This is a genomic window from Chromohalobacter sp. 48-RD10, from assembly GCF_029889785.1.
Taxonomy (GTDB): domain Bacteria; phylum Pseudomonadota; class Gammaproteobacteria; order Pseudomonadales; family Halomonadaceae; genus Chromohalobacter.
On record NZ_JARANX010000003.1, the window covers coordinates 179,816 to 197,581 of the forward strand.

The 17,766-nt window shown below is 62.5% G+C and carries 16 protein-coding genes; 13 read left to right on the forward strand and 3 right to left on the reverse strand.

Translation table 11 applies throughout. The annotated features are described in order from the left end of the window. Positions 1 to 58: 58 nt before the first annotated feature. From OP496_RS05785 to nuoN, 12 genes are all read left to right on the forward strand, one after another. On the forward strand, positions 59 to 739 hold the full coding sequence (locus OP496_RS05785) for an NADH-quinone oxidoreductase subunit B family protein (RefSeq protein ID WP_280562559.1): 681 nt from the start codon (positions 59 to 61) through the stop codon (positions 737 to 739). Positions 740 to 807: 68 nt separating this feature from the next. Further along, on the forward strand, positions 808 to 2,586 hold the full coding sequence (gene nuoC, locus OP496_RS05790; RefSeq protein ID WP_280562560.1) for an NADH-quinone oxidoreductase subunit C/D: 1,779 nt from the start codon (positions 808 to 810) through the stop codon (positions 2,584 to 2,586). A 1-nt stretch (position 2,587) separates the two neighbouring features. Beyond that, positions 2,588 to 3,100: an NADH-quinone oxidoreductase subunit NuoE gene (nuoE, locus tag OP496_RS05795; RefSeq protein WP_280562561.1), complete on the forward strand. Its 513-nt coding sequence runs from the start codon at positions 2,588 to 2,590 to the stop codon at positions 3,098 to 3,100. Between the two features lie 16 nt (positions 3,101 to 3,116). Then, on the forward strand, positions 3,117 to 4,457 hold the full coding sequence (gene nuoF / locus OP496_RS05800) for an NADH-quinone oxidoreductase subunit NuoF (RefSeq protein WP_280562562.1): 1,341 nt from the start codon (positions 3,117 to 3,119) through the stop codon (positions 4,455 to 4,457). A gap of 34 nt (positions 4,458 to 4,491) precedes the next feature. Next, entirely contained in the window at positions 4,492 to 7,251 is a 2,760-nt protein-coding gene (gene nuoG, locus OP496_RS05805; RefSeq protein ID WP_280562563.1) for an NADH-quinone oxidoreductase subunit NuoG, read from the forward strand. Then, entirely contained in the window at positions 7,248 to 8,234 is a 987-nt protein-coding gene (gene nuoH / locus OP496_RS05810) for an NADH-quinone oxidoreductase subunit NuoH (protein WP_280562564.1), read from the forward strand. The genes nuoG and nuoH overlap by 4 nt, the downstream gene beginning before the upstream one ends. A gap of 27 nt (positions 8,235 to 8,261) precedes the next feature. Continuing rightward, a complete protein-coding gene (nuoI, locus tag OP496_RS05815; RefSeq protein WP_348521297.1) occupies positions 8,262 to 8,798 on the forward strand; it encodes an NADH-quinone oxidoreductase subunit NuoI in 537 nt (178 codons plus the stop codon). Positions 8,799 to 8,831: 33 nt separating this feature from the next. Continuing rightward, entirely contained in the window at positions 8,832 to 9,443 is a 612-nt protein-coding gene (nuoJ, locus tag OP496_RS05820) for an NADH-quinone oxidoreductase subunit J (protein ID WP_280562566.1), read from the forward strand. Beyond that, positions 9,440 to 9,748, forward strand: a complete 309-nt coding sequence (gene nuoK, locus OP496_RS05825) for an NADH-quinone oxidoreductase subunit NuoK (RefSeq protein ID WP_075369724.1) — start codon at positions 9,440 to 9,442, stop codon at positions 9,746 to 9,748. Before nuoJ ends, nuoK begins: the two co-directional genes overlap by 4 nt. After that, positions 9,745 to 11,598 (forward strand): NADH-quinone oxidoreductase subunit L, encoded by a 1,854-nt coding sequence (nuoL, locus tag OP496_RS05830; protein ID WP_280562567.1) that lies wholly within the window; start codon positions 9,745 to 9,747, stop codon positions 11,596 to 11,598. The genes nuoK and nuoL overlap by 4 nt, the downstream gene beginning before the upstream one ends. Before the next feature lie 77 nt (positions 11,599 to 11,675). Then, a complete protein-coding gene (gene nuoM, locus OP496_RS05835; protein WP_280562568.1) occupies positions 11,676 to 13,217 on the forward strand; it encodes an NADH-quinone oxidoreductase subunit M in 1,542 nt (513 codons plus the stop codon). Next, entirely contained in the window at positions 13,214 to 14,647 is a 1,434-nt protein-coding gene (gene nuoN / locus OP496_RS05840; protein ID WP_280562569.1) for an NADH-quinone oxidoreductase subunit NuoN, read from the forward strand. The genes nuoM and nuoN overlap by 4 nt, the downstream gene beginning before the upstream one ends. 33 nt (positions 14,648 to 14,680) lie before the next feature. On the opposite strand, the gene OP496_RS05845 is transcribed toward nuoN, so the two are convergent. Together OP496_RS05845 and OP496_RS05850 are read right to left on the reverse strand one after the other, a co-directional pair. Then, positions 14,681 to 15,499: an endonuclease/exonuclease/phosphatase family protein gene (locus tag OP496_RS05845; protein ID WP_280562570.1), complete on the reverse strand. Its 819-nt coding sequence runs from the start codon at positions 15,497 to 15,499 to the stop codon at positions 14,681 to 14,683. Continuing rightward, positions 15,492 to 16,124 (reverse strand): thiol:disulfide interchange protein DsbA/DsbL, encoded by a 633-nt coding sequence (locus tag OP496_RS05850; RefSeq protein WP_280562571.1) that lies wholly within the window; start codon positions 16,122 to 16,124, stop codon positions 15,492 to 15,494. The genes OP496_RS05845 and OP496_RS05850 overlap by 8 nt, the downstream gene beginning before the upstream one ends. Before the next feature lie 267 nt (positions 16,125 to 16,391). On the opposite strand from OP496_RS05850, the gene yihA reads away from it, so the two are divergent. Beyond that, a complete protein-coding gene (gene yihA / locus OP496_RS05855; protein ID WP_280562572.1) occupies positions 16,392 to 17,021 on the forward strand; it encodes a ribosome biogenesis GTP-binding protein YihA/YsxC in 630 nt (209 codons plus the stop codon). Here the strand turns inward: yihA and OP496_RS05860 are convergent. Beyond that, positions 17,018 to 17,743 (reverse strand): HAD family hydrolase, encoded by a 726-nt coding sequence (locus tag OP496_RS05860; RefSeq protein WP_280562573.1) that lies wholly within the window; start codon positions 17,741 to 17,743, stop codon positions 17,018 to 17,020. The two genes, yihA and OP496_RS05860, sit on opposite strands and share 4 nt — an antisense overlap. Between the last annotated feature and the right edge of the window lie 23 nt (positions 17,744 to 17,766).

Genomic DNA, 17,766 nt, shown 5'->3' on the forward strand with positions numbered 1-17,766 from the left:
GAAGACCGGCATAGCGCCAGATACCCGAATTTTCTTTTTCAGAGCTTCGAGGCGCATCATGCAATATACCCTGACGCGAGCGGATAGCGAACCGGCGCCGGATAGCGCAAGCTATCCGCTGGACAAGCGCGAAACCACCGATGACCCGATGAAAGAGCAGCTTCATCGCAACGTCTTCACCGGCAAGCTGGAAGATGTACTCAACGATAGTGTCAACTGGGGGCGCAAAAACTCCCTGTGGCCGTACAACTTCGGCCTCTCCTGCTGCTATGTGGAAATGACCACTGCCTTTACCGCGCCACATGATGTGGCCCGTTTCGGGGCCGAGGTCATCCGCGCTTCCCCGCGCCAGGCCGATTTCATGGTTATCGCCGGCACCTGCTTCATCAAGATGGCGCCGGTCATCCAGCAACTCTACGATCAGATGCTCGAACCCAAGTGGGTGATCTCGATGGGGTCGTGCGCCAATTCCGGGGGCATGTACGACATCTACTCGGTGGTGCAGGGCGTCGACAAGTTTCTCCCTGTAGACGTCTACGTGCCGGGCTGCCCGCCGCGTCCCGAGGCGTTTCTACAAGGGCTGCAACTGCTTCAGGACTCCATCCAGCAAGAACGTCGTCCGCTCTCCTGGGTGGTTGGTGACCAGGGGGTGTATCAAGCCGAAATGCCTTCGCAACGCGAGGCCAATCGCGATCGGCGTATCGCCGTGACGGAACTGCGTTCCCCGGATGAGGTGTAGGTCCAGTACCTGATGCCATCGCCTGTCATCCGAAGTCGATCCACCTTGCCGGGGAATGAAAACCGATCATGAGCGCAGTTCAATCGCCATACGCCAATCACTTGCACGCCGATGACCCGGTGGTCCAGGCGTTATTCGCGCGCTTTGGTAACCACGTGTTCGCCGAGCAGTCGACGTACACCGGCATGCCGGTCCTGTGGCTCGACCGCGAGCACCTGCTCGAGGTGCTCGGCTTCCTGCGGGACATGCCCGAGCCCTTCGAGATGCTCTTCGACTTGAATGCCATCGACGAGCGTCTGCGTAGCCATCGCGCGGATTTGCCCCCTGCGGATTTCACGGTCTTTTATCAGTTGATGTCGGTGTCGCGAAACCGAGATCTGATGCTCAAGGTGGCGCTTTCCGAGCGCGACCTCGAGGTGCCCAGCGTCGCGGGTCTTTATCCCAATGCCAATTGGTACGAGCGCGAAGTCTGGGACATGTTCGGCATCGACTTCCGCGGACACCCGCACATGACGCGTCTGCTGATGCCACCTACCTGGCATGGGCATCCACTGCGCAAGGATTATCCGGCGCGCGCTACCGAGTTCGATCCCTATACGCTGACCGTGGAAGGGCAGGATACCGAGCAGGAAGCGCTGCGTTTCGACCCCGAATCCTGGGGCATGAAACGTAAGGACGAGAACACGGACTACATGTTTCTCAACCTGGGGCCCAATCACCCCTCCGCGCATGGTGCCTTCCGCATTGTCCTGCAGCTCGACGGTGAGGTCGTGGTCGACTGCGTCCCCGATATCGGCTATCACCATCGCGGCGCCGAGAAGATGGCCGAGCGTCAGTCCTGGCACAGCTATATTCCCTACACCGATCGTATCGACTACACCGGCGGGGTAATGAACAACCTGCCGTATGTGATGGCGGTGGAAAAGCTGGCAGGTATTCAGGTGACCGATCGCGCCAAGACCATTCGTGTGATGATGGCGGAAATGTTCCGCATCAATAGCCACTTGCTGTTCCTGGGCACCTATCTGCAGGACCTGGGTGCGATGACGCCGGTGTTCTTCACCTTCACCGATCGCCAGAAGGCCTATGAGGTCATCGAGGGCATTACCGGCTTTCGCATGCACCCGGCGTGGTATCGCATCGGTGGCACCGCGCACGACCTGCCCAATGGCTGGGACAAGCTGGTTCAGGGCTTCCTCGATTGGATGCCCAAGCGACTCATCGAATACGAGCGCGCGATGATGGAAAATGCCGTCATTCGTGAGCGCACCAAACAGGTGGCTGCCTTCACCACCCGTGAGGCGCTCGAATGGGGCGTCACCGGGCCCAATCTGCGCGCCACCGGCTGCGACTTCGACCTACGCAAGAAGCGCCCTTATTCCGGCTACGAGAATTTCGATTTCGAGGTGCCGCTAGGGGCCAACGGCGATGCCTTCGACCGGGGCCAGCTGCGCATCGACGAGATGCGCCAGAGCCTGCGCATTATCCAGCAATGCGTCGATCATATGCCGGCCGGCGACTACAAGGCCGATCATCCGCTGACCACGCCGCCGCCGCGCGAGAAGATGCTCCAGCACATCGAAACCCTGATCACGCATTTCCTGCAGGTCTCCTGGGGCCCCGTGCTCAAGCCCAACGAGTCGCTGTCGATGATCGAGGCGACCAAGGGCATCAATAGCTATTACCTGACCTCGGATGGCAACACCATGAGCTATCGCACGCGCGTCCGCACGCCCAGTTTCCCGCATCTGCAGCAGATCCCTGCAGCGGTGCGCGGTGCCTTGGTACCGGACTTGATCGCCCATCTGGGGAGTATCGATTTCGTGATGGCCGACGTGGACCGCTGACATGACACACGCTTCGACTACTTCCACGCCCATTGCCACCGACGGCTTCGTGCTGCACGACGAGGATCGGGCGGCCATCGCCCATGAGCGCGAGCATTACCCGCAGCCGCAGGCGGCCAGCATCGAGGCGCTCAAGATCGTGCAGAAGCGCCATGGTTGGGTGCCGGACGCCGCCATTGATGCCATCGCGCGCGAGCTTGGCGTAGCGCCGGCAAGCGTCGAGGAAGTGGCGACGTTTTATAGCTTGATCTTCCGCCAGCCGGTGGGGCGCCACGTGATCCTGATATGTGACAGCAGTTCTTGCTTTCTCACCGATTACGAAGTCCTGCGTGATGCCTTCTTTGCGCATCTGGGCATCGGCTTCGGGCAGACCACACCGGATGACCGGTTCACGCTGCTTCCGGTGTGCTGTCTCGGCGCCTGCGATCGCGGCCCGGCGCTGATGATCGGTGACGATACCTACGGGCCGGTGACGCCCGAGGAGATCCCCACGCTGCTGGAGGGGTACGCATGAATTGGGAGAACGAGGCATGAGCCGGATTCTGCAAGACCGCGACGAACGCCGCCCTGAAACGCACCCGCTGACCTTTCGGCTCAACGACGACGGCACGCCGGTAATGCTCGACGCCTATCGCGAGCAGCAGGGCTACGCCAGCGTCGAACGCGCCTTTCGAGACTTGACCTCGAAGGCGCTGATCGACGAGTTGAAGACCGCCAATCTGCGTGGGCGCGGTGGTGGTGGGTTCTCCGCCGGGCTCAAGTGGAGCCTGACCATGCAGGGCGAGGGCATCCCGCGCGGCTATATCGTCTGCAACGCCGACGAAATGGAGCCCGGCACCTTCAAGGATCGTCTGCTGCTCGAACAGCAGCCGCATCTGCTCATCGAGGGCATGATCCTCGCCGGCTTCGCCAACAATGCCTACCAGGGCTATATCTTCATGCGCGGCGAATACGTCGATGCCGCGCGCACGGTCCAGCGCGCGTTGGAAGAAGCGCGTGCCAATGGCTGGCTGGGGCGTGATGTGGCCGGTAGCGGCTGGGACTTCGATATCGTCCTGCATACCGGCGCCGGGCGTTATATCTGCGGCGAGGAAACCGCGCTGATCAACTCGCTGGAAGGCAAGCGTGCCAACCCGCGGGCCAAACCACCCTTTCCGGGGCAAAGTGGGGCCTGGGGCAAGCCCACCGTGGTCAACAACGTCGAGACGCTGTGCAACGTACCGTCCGTCGTGCTGCACGGGGCGGATTGGTATCAAGGCTTGTCCCAGGGCAAGAGCGGCGATGGCGGCACCAAGCTGTACGGCGTCTCGGGCAAGGTCAAGCGGCCCGGCCTGTGGGAGTTGCCGATGGGTACCACGGGCAGCGAGCTGATGGAACGCGCCGGCGGCATGCGCGATGGCCATACACTCAAGACTTGGCTGCCCGGTGGCGGGAGTACCGGCTTTCTGCTGCCCGAGCATCTCGAGTTGGCCTTGGATTTCGACACCATCGGCCATGCCGGCAGCCGTCTGGGCACCGGGCTCATCGCGGTGGTTGCCGACGATCAGAGCGTAGTGTCACTGGCACGCAACCTGGAGGAATTCTTCTCCCGCGAGTCCTGTGGCTGGTGTACGCCGTGCCGCGATGGATTGCCGTGGAGCGTCAAACTCCTGCAGGCCCTGGAGGCTGGCGAGGGCGAGCGAGGAGACATCGACTTGCTGGAATCGCTGGCGGTGGACCTGGGGCCAGGGCGCACTTTCTGCGCGCATGCGCCAGGCGCGGCCATGCCAATGGCGTCGGCGATTCACTATTTCCGCGATGAATTCGAGCGTGGCGTCACGCGTGGCCAGGGTAAGGCGCATGCCGACCCGATCCCGGTAGGTAGCGTATGAACGACGTGACGATGACGACGGGCGAGGAGCGATAATGGCAACGATTCACGTTGATGGCCGGGATTACGAGGTCGACGGCGCCGACAATCTGCTGCACGCGTGCCTGTCGCTAGGGCTGGATATTCCGTATTTCTGCTGGCACCCGGCCATGGGCAGTGTCGGTGCGTGTCGCCAGTGTGCGGTCAAGCAGTACAAGAATGCCGACGACACCCAAGGCATACTGGTGATGTCGTGCATGGCGCCGGTACAGGAGGACGCCTACATCTCCATCGAGGATGACGAAGCCAAAGCCTTTCGCAAAAACGTCATCGAATGGTTGATGATCAATCACCCGCATGACTGCCCGGTCTGCGAGGAAGGCGGCCACTGCCATCTGCAGGACATGACGGTGATGACCGGCCACGATAGCCGTCGTTACCGGTTCCGCAAGCGTACCCACAAGAACCAGGACCTGGGGCCGTTCATCGGTCATGAGATGAACCGCTGCATCACCTGCTATCGCTGCGTGCGCTTCTATCAGGATTATGCCGGCGGCGGTGACTTGGGTGCCTTCGGGGCGCACGACAACGTCTATTTCGGGCGCTTTCAGGAAGGCACGCTGGAGAGCCCCTTCTCCGGCAATCTCACCGAAGTCTGTCCGACCGGGGTGTTCACCGACCAGACCCACTCCGAGCAGTACACCCGCAAGTGGGACCTGCAGTTCGCGCCCAGCGTCTGCCATCAGTGCGCGGTAGGCTGCAATATCAGCCCCGGCGAGCGTTACGGCGATATTCGGCGGATCGAGAACCGCTACAACGGTGAAGTGAATCACTACTTCCTGTGTGACCGCGGGCGTTTCGGATACGGCTACGTGAACCGCGAGGATCGTCCGCGCGTACCCGAATGGCGCGAGCGCCAGCGTGTCGCCGTTGGGGGCGATTCGGGCGTGGTCGCCGGCACCATCAGTCTGGAAATCGACGATGCGCTGGACCGTGCCGCCGATGGCATGCGTAATGCGCGTCGTGTGATCGGCATCGGCTCTCCACGGGCGAGCCTGGAGAGCAACCATATGCTGCGCACGCTGGTGGGGGATGCCAACTTCTCTACCGGCATCGCCGCCCGTGAACTCGAGTTGCTGGTCCGCATGAACGAGCTCAATACTCGCTGTGGCCTGCCGTCGCCGAGTCTGCGCGAGATCGAGCACTGCGATGCGGTGTTCGTGCTCGGCGAGGACCTCATCAATAGCGCCGCGCGCATGGCCCTGGCCATTCGCCAGGCGGTCAACGCCAAGGGCGAGGTGCTGGCCGCCGAGCGTGGTATCCCATCCTGGAATGCCGAAGCAGTCAAGACCATAGCCCAGGATGAACGTCATCCACTGTTCATGGCCACGCCGGATGCCACCGAACTGGACGAGCTGGCGGAGCGGACCTATCACGCCGCCCCGGATGACATCGCGCGATTCGGCTTCGCCGTGGCGCACTACATCGACCCCGAGGCGCCGTGCCCGGACGCCCTCGACGATGTGACCACAGCGCTTGCAAGCCGTATTGCCGAGGCCTTGATGGCGGCCCAGCGTCCGCTGGTGGTTTCGGGTGGCACGTTGGGGACGCCAGCGGTGCTCGAGGCGGCCGGCAACGTGGCGCGCGCCCTGGCGCGGCGGACACGGCCCGGGGCGTTGTCGCTGGTGCGCCGTGAGGCCAATAGCACCGGCCTGTCGCTGCTGGGTGGACAATCGCTGGATTGGGCTCTGGAATGCTTGACTAGCGGCGAGGCCGATGGCGTGGTGATTCTCGAGAATGACCTGTATGCGCGGGCCGATGCGGGTCAGGTCGACGCCGCCCTGCAGCGTGCCGGTTGCATCGTCACGCTTGATCATCAGCGCACCGCGACCTGGGACAAAGCGGACATCGGACTCCCGGCGGCGAGCTTTGCCGAAAGCGATGGCACTCTGGTCAGCCTGGAGGGCCGGGCTCAGCGTTTCTATCAGGTCTTCGATCCCAGCTATATCCGCCCCGAAACGCGCATCCGCGAAAGCTGGCGGTGGCTCAACGCGCTCAAGGTCAGCGTCGAACGTCAGGCGATGACGCCACTCACGCTCGATGAAGTGACGCGTGACATGGCCATGACGTATCCCGCCCTAGCGCCGGCCGGCGATGCCGGTTTGAGCGCCGCCTATCGTGTGCATGGGCTGCGTCTGGCGCGCGAGCCTCACCGCTATAGCGGTCGCACGGCGATGCGTGCCAACCTCGATGTCAGCGAACCCCGTGCGCCGCAGGACGCCGACACACCGTTCGCGTTCTCCATGGAGGGCTATTCCGGTCACGCCGAGCCACGCCGCGAAGTGGCGTTTGCCTGGGCGCCGGGATGGAATTCGCCGCAAGCATGGAACAAGTTCCAGGACGAGGTCGGTGGACATCTGCGGGCTGGCGATCCCGGTGTGCGGTTGTTGGGGCCACTGCCCGGGGATTACGACTATGCGCGAACGCTGCCGTCAAGCTTCGCTGCGCGTGACGACCAATGGCTGGCGGTACCGCAGGCGCGGTTGTTCGGGGGCGACGAGACCTCGGCGCGGGCCGAGCCGATCCAGGCGCGCATGGCCGCGACACGCTTCACCCTGTCGCGCGGGGCCGCTGAGCGGTTGCGGATATCGCCGGATGCCACGTTGACGCTCAACCTGGGAGAACGACATCTAACGCTACCGGTGGCGATCAGCGATGCGTGGCCCGATGGCATGATCGGCGTGCCGGATCAGTCGGGACTGCCCTTGGCCGAGCCTGAGTGGGCCCATCTCGAACCCCAGGAGGTGAGCGCATGAGCTGGTGGACGCCACAGGTCGAGGCGATCGCGTTCGCGCTTTTTCAAGCACTGGTGATCCTGATCGCTGCGGTGGGTGCAGGGGCGCTGCTGACCATGCTGGAACGGCGTCTTTTGGGCCTATGGCAGGATCGTTACGGCCCCAATCGCGTCGGGCCGTTCGGGGTGATGCAGCTTCTCGCCGACATGCTCAAGATCCTCTTCAAGGAAGACTGGATCCCGCCGTTCGCCAATCGTACCTTCTTCGTGCTGGCGCCGGCCATCGCCATGGCATCGCTGTTGTTGAGCTTCATGGTCATTCCCATTACGCCCAGTTGGGGGGTGGCCGATCTGCATATCGGTTTGCTTTTCTTCTTCGCTATGGCGGGCATCAACGTCTATGCAGTGCTCTTCGGTGGATGGTCGAGCGGCAACAAGTACGCCTTGCTGGGGGCGATGCGCGCCTCGGCGCAGACACTGTCCTATGAAGTCTTCATAGGCTTGTCGCTGATGGGTGTGGTGGCCATGGCCGGTTCGTTCAATATGCGCGAGATCGTTGCCGCCCAGGAAACGGTATGGTTCATCGTGCCGCAGTTCTTCGGCTTCTGTACCTTTCTGGTCGCCGGCATCGCCGTGACGCACCGTCACCCGTTCGACCAGCCCGAGGCCGAGCAGGAGCTGGCCGATGGCTATCACGTCGAGTACTCGGGCATGAAATGGGGCATGTTCTTCATCGGCGAGTACGTGGGCATCGTGCTGGTATCGACGCTGATCGTGACGCTGTTCTTGGGTGGCTGGCACGGCCCGTGGCTGCCGCCTATCGTGTGGTTCCTGCTCAAGACTGCCGTGTTCGTGGGCTTTTTCGTGCTGCTGCGTGCGGCACTGCCGCGTCCCCGCTATGACGCGGTGATGAGCTTCGGGTGGAAGATATGCCTGCCATTGACCCTGATCAATCTACTGGTGACCGGCGCGCTGATTCTCGTATTCAGCCCCGCCGGTGGCTAAGCGTCGAGACTGGAGGATACCGTGAAGATTAAATCACTGCTCGCGGGGACCGGATCGCAGCTACGGACGATGGGCATGGTCTTCATGCACTCTTTCCGCAAGCGCGAGACCCTGCAATATCCGGAAGAATCGGTCTATCTATCGCCGCGCTATCGTGGACGTATCGTGCTGACCCGCGACCCCGACGGCGAGGAGCGCTGCGTGGCGTGCAATCTGTGTGCAGTGGCATGTCCGGTAGCGTGCATCTCGCTGCAGAAGGGCGAGCAAGAGGACGGCCGCTGGTACCCGGAATTCTTCCGCATCAATTTTTCACGCTGCATCTTTTGCGGACTGTGCGAGGAAGCTTGCCCGACCTCGGCGATCCAACTGACGCCGGATTTCGAGATGAGCGAGTTTCGGCGCCAGGAACTGGTCTACGAGAAGGAAGACCTGCTGATCTCCGGCCCGGGCAAGGATCATAACTACAACTTCTATCGCGTGGCGGGGCTGTCGATCGCCGGAAAAGACAAGGGCGAGGCGCAGAACGAAGCCGAGCCGATCAACGTCAAGTCGTTGATGCCCTGATCAGGGATGCCCTTACCAGAATAGGGAGATACCATGGAAATCGCCTTCTATCTCAGCGCCGTGGTCACCGTGCTCGCGACGCTTGGGGTGGTTACCGGGCGGCACCCGGTACATGCCTTGCTTTACCTGATCGTCTCGCTCATCGCGGTGGCGATGGTGTTCTTTGCGTTGGGAGCACCCTTCGCCGGGGCACTGGAAATCATCGTCTACGCTGGCGCGATCATGGTGTTGTTCGTGTTCGTGGTCATGATGCTCAACCTCGGCGAGGCCGCCGCGCAGCAAGAGAGTGCCTGGTTGCGCCCACGTACCTGGCTGGGGCCGGCGATACTCAGCGGGGTCTTGCTGTTGGTGCTGTTGGCGACATTGATCGGTGCCGATGTAGGCGGACGTATCGAGGGCGAGACCTTGACCGCCAAGGCGGTGGGTACGTTGCTGTTCGGACCTTACCTGATCGTCGTCGAGCTTGCCGCGATGCTGCTGCTGGCGGCATTGGTGGCGGCGTCTCATCTGGGGCGCAGCGAGTCGCATGACGAGGCACACGCAGTACACCAAGTGCCGAGCAAACGCACTGCAGATGGCCGCGGGCGCGCCGCCAGCGAGCGCTCGCTCGGTGACGATACCTCAAGCGAGGAGACTTCACGATGAATGGCGTTCCCATGGAACACGGCCTGATCCTGGCGTCGATCCTCTTCGCGCTGGGGCTGGTGGGGCTGATGATGCGGCGTAACATGCTGTTCGTGCTGATGAGCCTGGAAGTCATGATGAACGCGGCGGGGCTCGCCTTCATCGTCGCGGGGACGCGCTGGGGGCAGCCCGATGGCCAGGTCATGTTCCTGCTGGTGATTACCCTGGCAGCGGCCGAGGCAAGCGTGGGACTGGCGCTGTTGTTGCAGCTCTATCGGCGCTTCAAGACCCTTGATATCGATGCGGCAAGCAGGTTGCGCGGATGAATCTACTCACACTGACATTCTTGTTTCCCCTGTTGGGGTGTCTCGTCCTGGCGCTGAGCGGTGACCGCCTGTCGCTGCGTGGCGCGGCGACGGTGGGGGTCACTGCGCTGGGACTGGCGGCGGCCACGACCGTGTGGGTGGGCCTCGACTTTCTCGGGCACGGCTCGGCGGCGCAGGTCATGGCGCTTTGGACCTGGATCGACGTGGGCGATTTCCAGTCGTCGATGGGGCTGTTGGTCGATGGGCTGTCGCTGACGATGCTCGGCGTGATCACCGGCGTGGGCTTTTTGATCCATCTGTTTGCGGCCTGGTACATGCGCGGCGACACAGGGGTTCGCCGTTTCTATGCCTACATGAATCTGTTCGTGTTCAGCATGGTGCTGCTGGTGCTGGGCGACAATCTGCTGCTGCTGTATCTCGGTTGGGAAGGCGTCGGCCTGTGCAGCTATTTGTTGATCGGCTACTACTACCATGACTCGGCCAATGGCTGGGCGGCGTTCAAGGCCTTCCTGGTGACGCGTATCGGCGATGTGTTGATGGCGATCGGGCTATTCATCCTGTTCGTCGAGCTGGGCACGCTGAACATTCAGACGCTGTTGGCGCGGGCGCCCGAGGTCTGGGCGCGTGGCGACCTGATGGTCGAACTGGCCACGTTGATGCTGCTTGGCGGGGCGCTGGGCAAGTCCGCGCAGTTGCCGCTGCACACCTGGCTGGCTGATGCCATGGCCGGCCCCACGCCGGTATCGGCGCTGATCCACGCGGCCACCATGGTCACCGCCGGGGTGTATCTGATCGCGCGCATGCATGGCCTGTTCCTGCTGGCACCGGATGTTCTGACGCTGGTGGGCTGGATCGGCGCGGTGACGCTATTGATGGCTGGGTTTGCCGCCCTGGCGCAGACGGACATCAAGCGCGTGCTGGCCTATTCGACGATGAGCCAGATCGGCTACATGTTCCTGGCGCTAGGTGTTGGGGCCTTCGATGCGGCCATTTTCCATCTGATGATTCACGCCTTCTTCAAGGCGTTGCTGTTCCTCTCGGCGGGGTCGGTGATCATCTCCTGTCATCATGAGCAGGATATGCGACGCCTCGGCGGGCTGTGGCGAAAGTTGCCGCTGGCCTATGCTGGGTTCGTGGTCGGTGGCTCGGCGCTGGCGGCGTTGCCGCTGGTGACGGCCGGCTTCTACAGCAAGGATGAGATCCTCTGGGAGGCGCTGGCGTCCGGGCATATCGGCTTGCTGATGGCGGGTCTGGTCGGCGCGCTGCTGACCTCCCTGTATACCGTGCGCTTGATCGTCGGCACTTTCCACGGTACGTCGGGGAGCGATCATAGCCGGCATGCCGAGGGGGGACGCGGTCTGGTGCATGGCCTGCCATTGGTCGTGCTGATCGTACTCTCGACGCTGGTCGGCGCCTGGATTCACCCTCCACTCGACGAGGTGCTGCCGGCGAGCCCCGGCGCGGCGAAGGAAACCGGGCGCCATGCGCTGGAGATCGGTGCCATGCTGATCGCCGTGGGCGGTGTGGCCGTAGCGCTGTGGCTGTTCGCGTGGCGACGCGAGTTGGTGGCGCGCCTGGTCGCTCTACCGGAAGGCGCGCGCCTGTGGCGCCTCTGGCATCACGCCTGGGGCTTCGATGCCCTGTTTGACGCAGTGCTGGTCAAGCCGTTCCGTGGCCTGGTGTGGCTGTGGCGTAGCGACTGGATCAACGGATTGTGCAATCTGGTGCCGTTGCTGGCGCGCGGCCTGCGCTGGCTGTTGACGCGATCCCAGACGGGGCGGCTGCGCCACTATGCCGTTTCGATGACGCTGGGCGCGACCGTGGTGCTGATCTTCCTGGCTTTGGGGTAAGCGATGTACGACTTGAAGAAAGACACCGGTGGCGGGGATAGAAGGCTAACGTGGCAAGCTGAGGGGGCGCAGCGCTGATGATTCTGGTCTGTTTGATTCTGATTCCCTTCATCGGCGGGTTGCTGTGTTGGCAAGCCGAGCGTTTCGGCGAGCAACCGCCGCGCTGGATTGCCCTGGGCACCATGCTGCTCGAGTTGGCGCTGGTCTTGGGCGTGTGGTGGCATGGCGATTATGGCTTGAATGCCGCGCAGGGCGCTGCGGACTGGGCCCTCGAGTGGCGCGCCGCGTGGATCCCCCGTTTCGGCATCGAGGTCCACTTGGCGCTGGATGGCTTGTCGTTGATCATGATCGCGCTCACCGGGCTACTCGGCGTGCTGGCGGTGGTGTGCTCGTGGCACGAGATCTCGCGTCGCATCGGTTTTTTCCATCTCAACCTGTTGTGGATTCTGGGGGGCGTGGTCGGTGTCTTTCTGGCCATCGATCTGTTCCTGTTCTTCTTCTTCTGGGAGATGATGCTGGTCCCCATGTACTTCCTGATTGCGTTGTGGGGGCATAGCGGTTCCACGGGCAACACGCGTATCCAGGCGGCGACGAAATTCTTCATCTACACACAGGCCAGCGGGCTTTTGATGCTGGTGGCCATTCTCGGCCTGGTGTTTGCACATTACGCCGCCACCGGGGAATACAGCTTCAGCTACGAGGCGTTGCGCCATACTGCCCAGAACGAGCTCTCCCCCCAGATGGCATGGTGGCTGATGCTGGGCTTCTTCATCGCTTTCGCGGTCAAGATGCCGGTGGTGCCGCTGCATGGGTGGCTACCCGACGCGCATGCCCAGGCGCCCACGGCGGGGAGCGTCGATCTGGCGGGGATTCTGCTCAAGACGGCCGCCTACGGTATGTTGCGCTTCGCCTTGCCGCTATTTCCCGAGGCTTCCCAGGCTTTCGCACCGGTCACGATGGGGCTGGGCATCCTGGGGATTTTCTACGGCGCGATCCTGGCGTGTGGCCAGCATGACCTGAAACGCTTGGTAGCCTATTCCAGCATTTCCCACATGGGGTTCGTGCTGATCGGCATCTACAGTGGTACCGAGCTGGCGCTGCAGGGCGTGGTGGTGCTGATGGTCGCGCATGCCTTCTCGGCTTCGGGGCTCTTCATTATCAGTGGCCAACTCTATGAGCGCCTGCATACCCGCGACATGCGTTTGATGGGCGGCCTGTGGGGCCGCATCAAGGGCTTGCCGGGCATTGCGCTGTGTTTCGTGGCGGCCTCGATGGGCATCCCGGGGACGGCCAACTTCGTGGGTGAGTTCCTGGTGCTGTTCGGCACCTTCGGTACCTGGCCCTGGGTGGTCGTGGTTGCCAGTAGCGGCTTCGTACTGGCGGCGATCTATTCGCTATTCATCATGCAACGCGTCTACTTCGGTCCGGCCAAGGAAGATACCCCTCTGGGCGGGCTCGATGGCCGCGAGATCGTGATGATGCTCGGTCTGCTGGTCCTGGTGTTGTGGGTCGGGCTCTATCCTGGCCCGTTGCTGGATACCTCGGAGGCGGCGATGCAAAACGTCGAGCGCATCATGACGCTGGAAGAAACGCCTGCCATGCCTGAGGAGACGCCATGACGTCGTTGCTTGCTCTTTCACCGCTAATCCTCGTCTGCGCCACGGCTATCGTGGTCATGTTGACCATTGCGTGGCGTCGGCATCACGACCTGACGGCCACGTTGACCGTGGTCGGCCTCAATCTGGCGCTGGCGGCACAGCTTCTGGCCTGGTGGCAGGCGCCACTCGATGTGACGCCGCTGATAACGGTGGACGGTCTGTCGATCTTCGGCGGCGTGCTGATTCTCATCGCCACGCTGGCCTGCGCCACGCTGGGACATGCTTACCTCGAAGGCGCGCGTGGTCCACGCGAGGAGTATTATCTGCTGCTGCTGTGTGCCGCCGCCGGTGGGATTGCGCTGGTAAGCAGTCGCCACCTGGCCTCGCTGTTCTTCAGCCTGGAACTATTATCGATGCCGCTTTACGGCATGCTGGCCTACACCTATCGCGAGCGGGGTGCCCTAGAAGCGGGCGTCAAGTACATGGTGCTTTCCGCGGCAGCCTCAGCCTTCTTGCTGTTCGGCATGGCGCTTCTGTACGCGCGTACCGGGCATCTCGATTTCGCCGGATTGGGTGGGGCATTGGCGTCGGCAGGTGGCGATGGATGGCTGCTGGCTGGCATGGGCATGATGCTCATCGGGCTGGGCTTCAAACTCTCCATCGTGCCTTTCCATCTGTGGACGCCGGACGTCTACGAAGGCAGTCCCGCCCCGGCGGCCACTTTCCTGGCCTCGGCCAGCAAGGTGGCGGTACTGGTCGTCTTGTTGCGTCTTCTGCAATCCGCTCCGGCGATCCAGGATGCCTGGTTTCACAGCCTACTCGCTGTACTCGCCTTCGTGACGATGCTGACCGGCAACCTGCTGGCGTTGATGCAGCAAGATCTCAAGCGCCTGCTGGGCTATTCCTCGATCGCGCATTTCGGCTATTTGCTGGTGGCACTGGTGATCAACGAGGGGATGGCGGTGGAAACCGCGAGTATCTATCTAGTGACCTATGTGCTGACGACGCTGGGCGCTTTCGGCGTGGTGACGCTGCTGTCGAGCCCCTACGGCGGCGCCGATGCTAGCCGCTTGCACCATTACCGTGGCTTGTTCTGGCGGCGGCCCTATCTGACGGCGGTACTGACGGTGATGATGCTGTCACTGGCCGGGATTCCCTTGACCGCCGGCTTTATCGGCAAGTTCTACATCGTCGCGGTGGGGGTCGAAGCCAGCCGCTGGTGGCTGGTCGGCGCCGTGGTGGCGGGGAGTGCTATCGGCCTTTACTACTATCTACGCGTGATGGTGACGCTCTTTTTGCCCGAGCCGGGCATGCAGCGCCGTGACGCGACTACCGACTGGGCTCAACGTGCCGGCGGCGTGGTGGTGCTGGCGCTGGCGGCCTTGGTCGTGCTGTTGGGGGTCTATCCTGCGCCGATGATCGACTGGGTGCGGCTCATGGCCGCGACGTAAGCGTCGCGACTGTGCTGATGTGCTGCTGCTTGCTCACGAGGCGGCATTGTCGTTGGGCATGCTGCGCAGGCAGGCGGTGGGTAGTTGAATATCCACCGCCACCGGCAGGTGGTCGGAAAACAATCGGTCGAGCACCTCGAAGCGTTCGGCGTGCAAGGCGTCGGAGATCAGAATATGGTCGAGCGCGCGGCGCGGCTGCCAGGCGGGATATGACAACGGCATTGCCGCAGGATGCAGTGGCAGCGCATGACAGAAGCGCTGGTGGGCGTTGATCTGATCCGGCGTGCAGTTGAGATCACCCATCACTATCACGTGGCGTAGCGGTTGAATGAGCTCGCTCAAGTAGTCGAGCTGCCGGGTACGCGCGCGATGCCCCAATGCCAGGTGCGCCACGACCAGATGCAAGGCATCCGGTCCGTCGCCGAAGCGTGCATGAATGGCGCCGCGACCCGGTAACGTGCCGGGCAGGCGATACTCGTCTATTTGGTGCGGTTTAAGACGCGACAGCAGGCCATTGCTGTGCTGGGCGACACGCCCCAGGTTACGGTTGAGCTGCTGGTAGTAGTGAGGCAACTCGGCCCGCGTGGCGAGATACTCGACCTGATTGACGTGCCCCGAGCGGAAACTGCCCCCATCGACTTCCTGAAGGCCGACGATATCGTAGCCGCGCAGCATGTCGCCGATAAGGTCGAGGCGCCCCTGGCGCTTGGGATGCGGCAAAAGATGCTGCCAACTGCGCGTCAGGTAATGATGGTAGGCCGAAGTATGAATACCGACCTGCAGATTACAGGTCAGAAGGCGTAGCGAGCGGGGCGCCTGGGAGGCAGGCGCCGCGGCGGTGGCGTTACTCATTGCGTTCGCTGCGTACCTTGTCGATCAGGGCATCGGCGATCTTGGGCATGTTTTCCAGCGAGCCAGCACTGCTGGGTGTGATCACGTAATGACCGTCGACGATCAGAGCGGGAACTCCCATGATCTTGTAGCTACGCATCTTGGCGTTGGCGCGATTGATCTGGCTTTTCACGCCGAAGGACTCGAGGGCATCGAGCGCGTCGTCCTTGCTGACGCCGTAGTGAGTGAAGAATTCGGCGATGTCGTTCGGTTCGGTGAGGCGTTGGCCTTTCTCGTGGATGGCATCGAAGAAGTCACTGTGCATGTCTTTCTGGATGCCTAACGCCTTGGCGGCGTAGAAGGCGCGCGCATGCTTGGTCCAGGTATCGCCCATGGTGGCTGGGATGCGCTGAAAGGCCACGTCGTCGGGCAGTTCGTCGACCCACGCATTGAGCGGCCCTTCAAGGGCGTAGCAGTGCGGGCAGCCGTACCAGAACACCTCGTTGACCTCGATCTTGCCATCCGGTACCTCGGTTTTTACCGGCTCGTCGAGTACCTTGTAATCCTCTCCTGCGACCGGGGGGGCGGCCATGACCAGCGTTGACATACCCAGGCCGGCGACCAGTACTAACAACGACTTCAACATGCAATTCTCCTTGATAAAAACGGACGGCGCTTAAGCGTCGCCGCCTTTGATGAACGTTTGAACCGCGTCGGCAACCGGGGTTCCCGAACGGCCAATGTGAACGCATGCGTTAGTGATACCACTCCAAGCCACGACATGGAAAGGGCGCGAGGGCTATCGGTGAGGCTTTGCCAGCATGCGTGACGTCCACGCAATGATACACTGTGGCGCAAACGTCCCTCATGGATCATTCGCCGCGTATAGGCGGCAGCTCAGTCGAGAACCAGCATGCAAGATGGCAAGATCAACTACCAGACCGCGCGTTTTTTAATCAGCGCGCCGCGCCTGGCCTTGTGCCCTACTGACACGGGCGCGGAAGTGGCGTTTGCCGGGCGCTCCAACGCCGGTAAGTCGAGCGCGATCAATACGCTCACTCAGCAGAAGGCGTTGGCGCGCACCTCCAAAACGCCGGGGCGCACGCAGCTGATCAACTTCTTCACCCTCGCAAACGACGAGGCGTACCGGTTGGTGGATCTCCCCGGTTACGGCTTCGCCAAGGTGCCGGATCAGGTCAAGCTGGAGTGGCAGCGTCACTTGAGCGAGTATCTGTATCAGCGTGAGACGCTCAGGGGCTTGATGTTGGTCATGGACGTACGCCACCCGCTGACCGAGTTCGATCAGATGATGCTGGGCTGGGCTGATGAGAAAGCGATGCCCGTGCACATCCTGTTGACCAAGGCCGACAAGCTCAAGCCCGGAGCGGCCAAGTCTTCGCTTCTGGCGGTGCGCCGCCAGCTCGCCGAGTGGGAAGATCTGGTCAGCGTGCAGCTGTTCTCGGCGCTCAAGCGGCAAGGTGTCGACGAGGCATGCGCGCGCATGGATGCCTGGCTATGCGATAGGGATGACGCGTCAACCTAGCCTGCCAGCCTAGCGAGTAGGGTGGGCAGTTCACGCACGTGCGTGAGGCGATGTACGCCGGAGGGCAGCTCGCACGGGCCTTCGTGCTTGGCGTCGATCCAGGCCACCTGCATGCCCAGGCGCTGTGCTGGTAGCACATCCTCGCGCCAGGAGTCGCCGATATGGAGACCTTGTGCCGGCTGGGCGTCGAGCCTTGCCAGCGCCGCGAGGAAGGCGCGCGGGTCGGGTTTGGGGGCATGCAGCTCGCCTGCAGCGATCATGACGCTGAAATGCTCGGCCAGGTCTAGACGCTTGAGGTCGGCGTTGCCGTTGGTGATCGCGGCGATCCTATAACCACGGCGCAGCGTGTCGAGCATGGCCACCACCTCGGGGTAGGGCGTGAGGTCATGGCGCAGGTCGAGGAAATGCGCAATGGCGTGTGCCGCCCACAGGCGCGCCCTAAGGCGAGACAGCCCGTAAGCTTCCACCATCTCGAATAATGCACGTTCGCGAATCCAGGTGAAATCGCCGCGCTTGAGCGGAAAGCGCTGCGCCACGTCGAGACGGTATTGCTGATACGCGCTCAACGGGTAGTCAGTCATGAACGTACGAGTGGTGTCTGGTGAGGCAGCGGCGAGGGCGTCGCTGAGCCATTGATAATGGCCGGTCTCGGCACGCTCGAGGACAGGACGGTTGTTCCACAGCGTATCGTCAAGATCGAAGGTCAGCGCGGTTATTGCCATCGGGGTCGTCTCCAGAGCCGTGA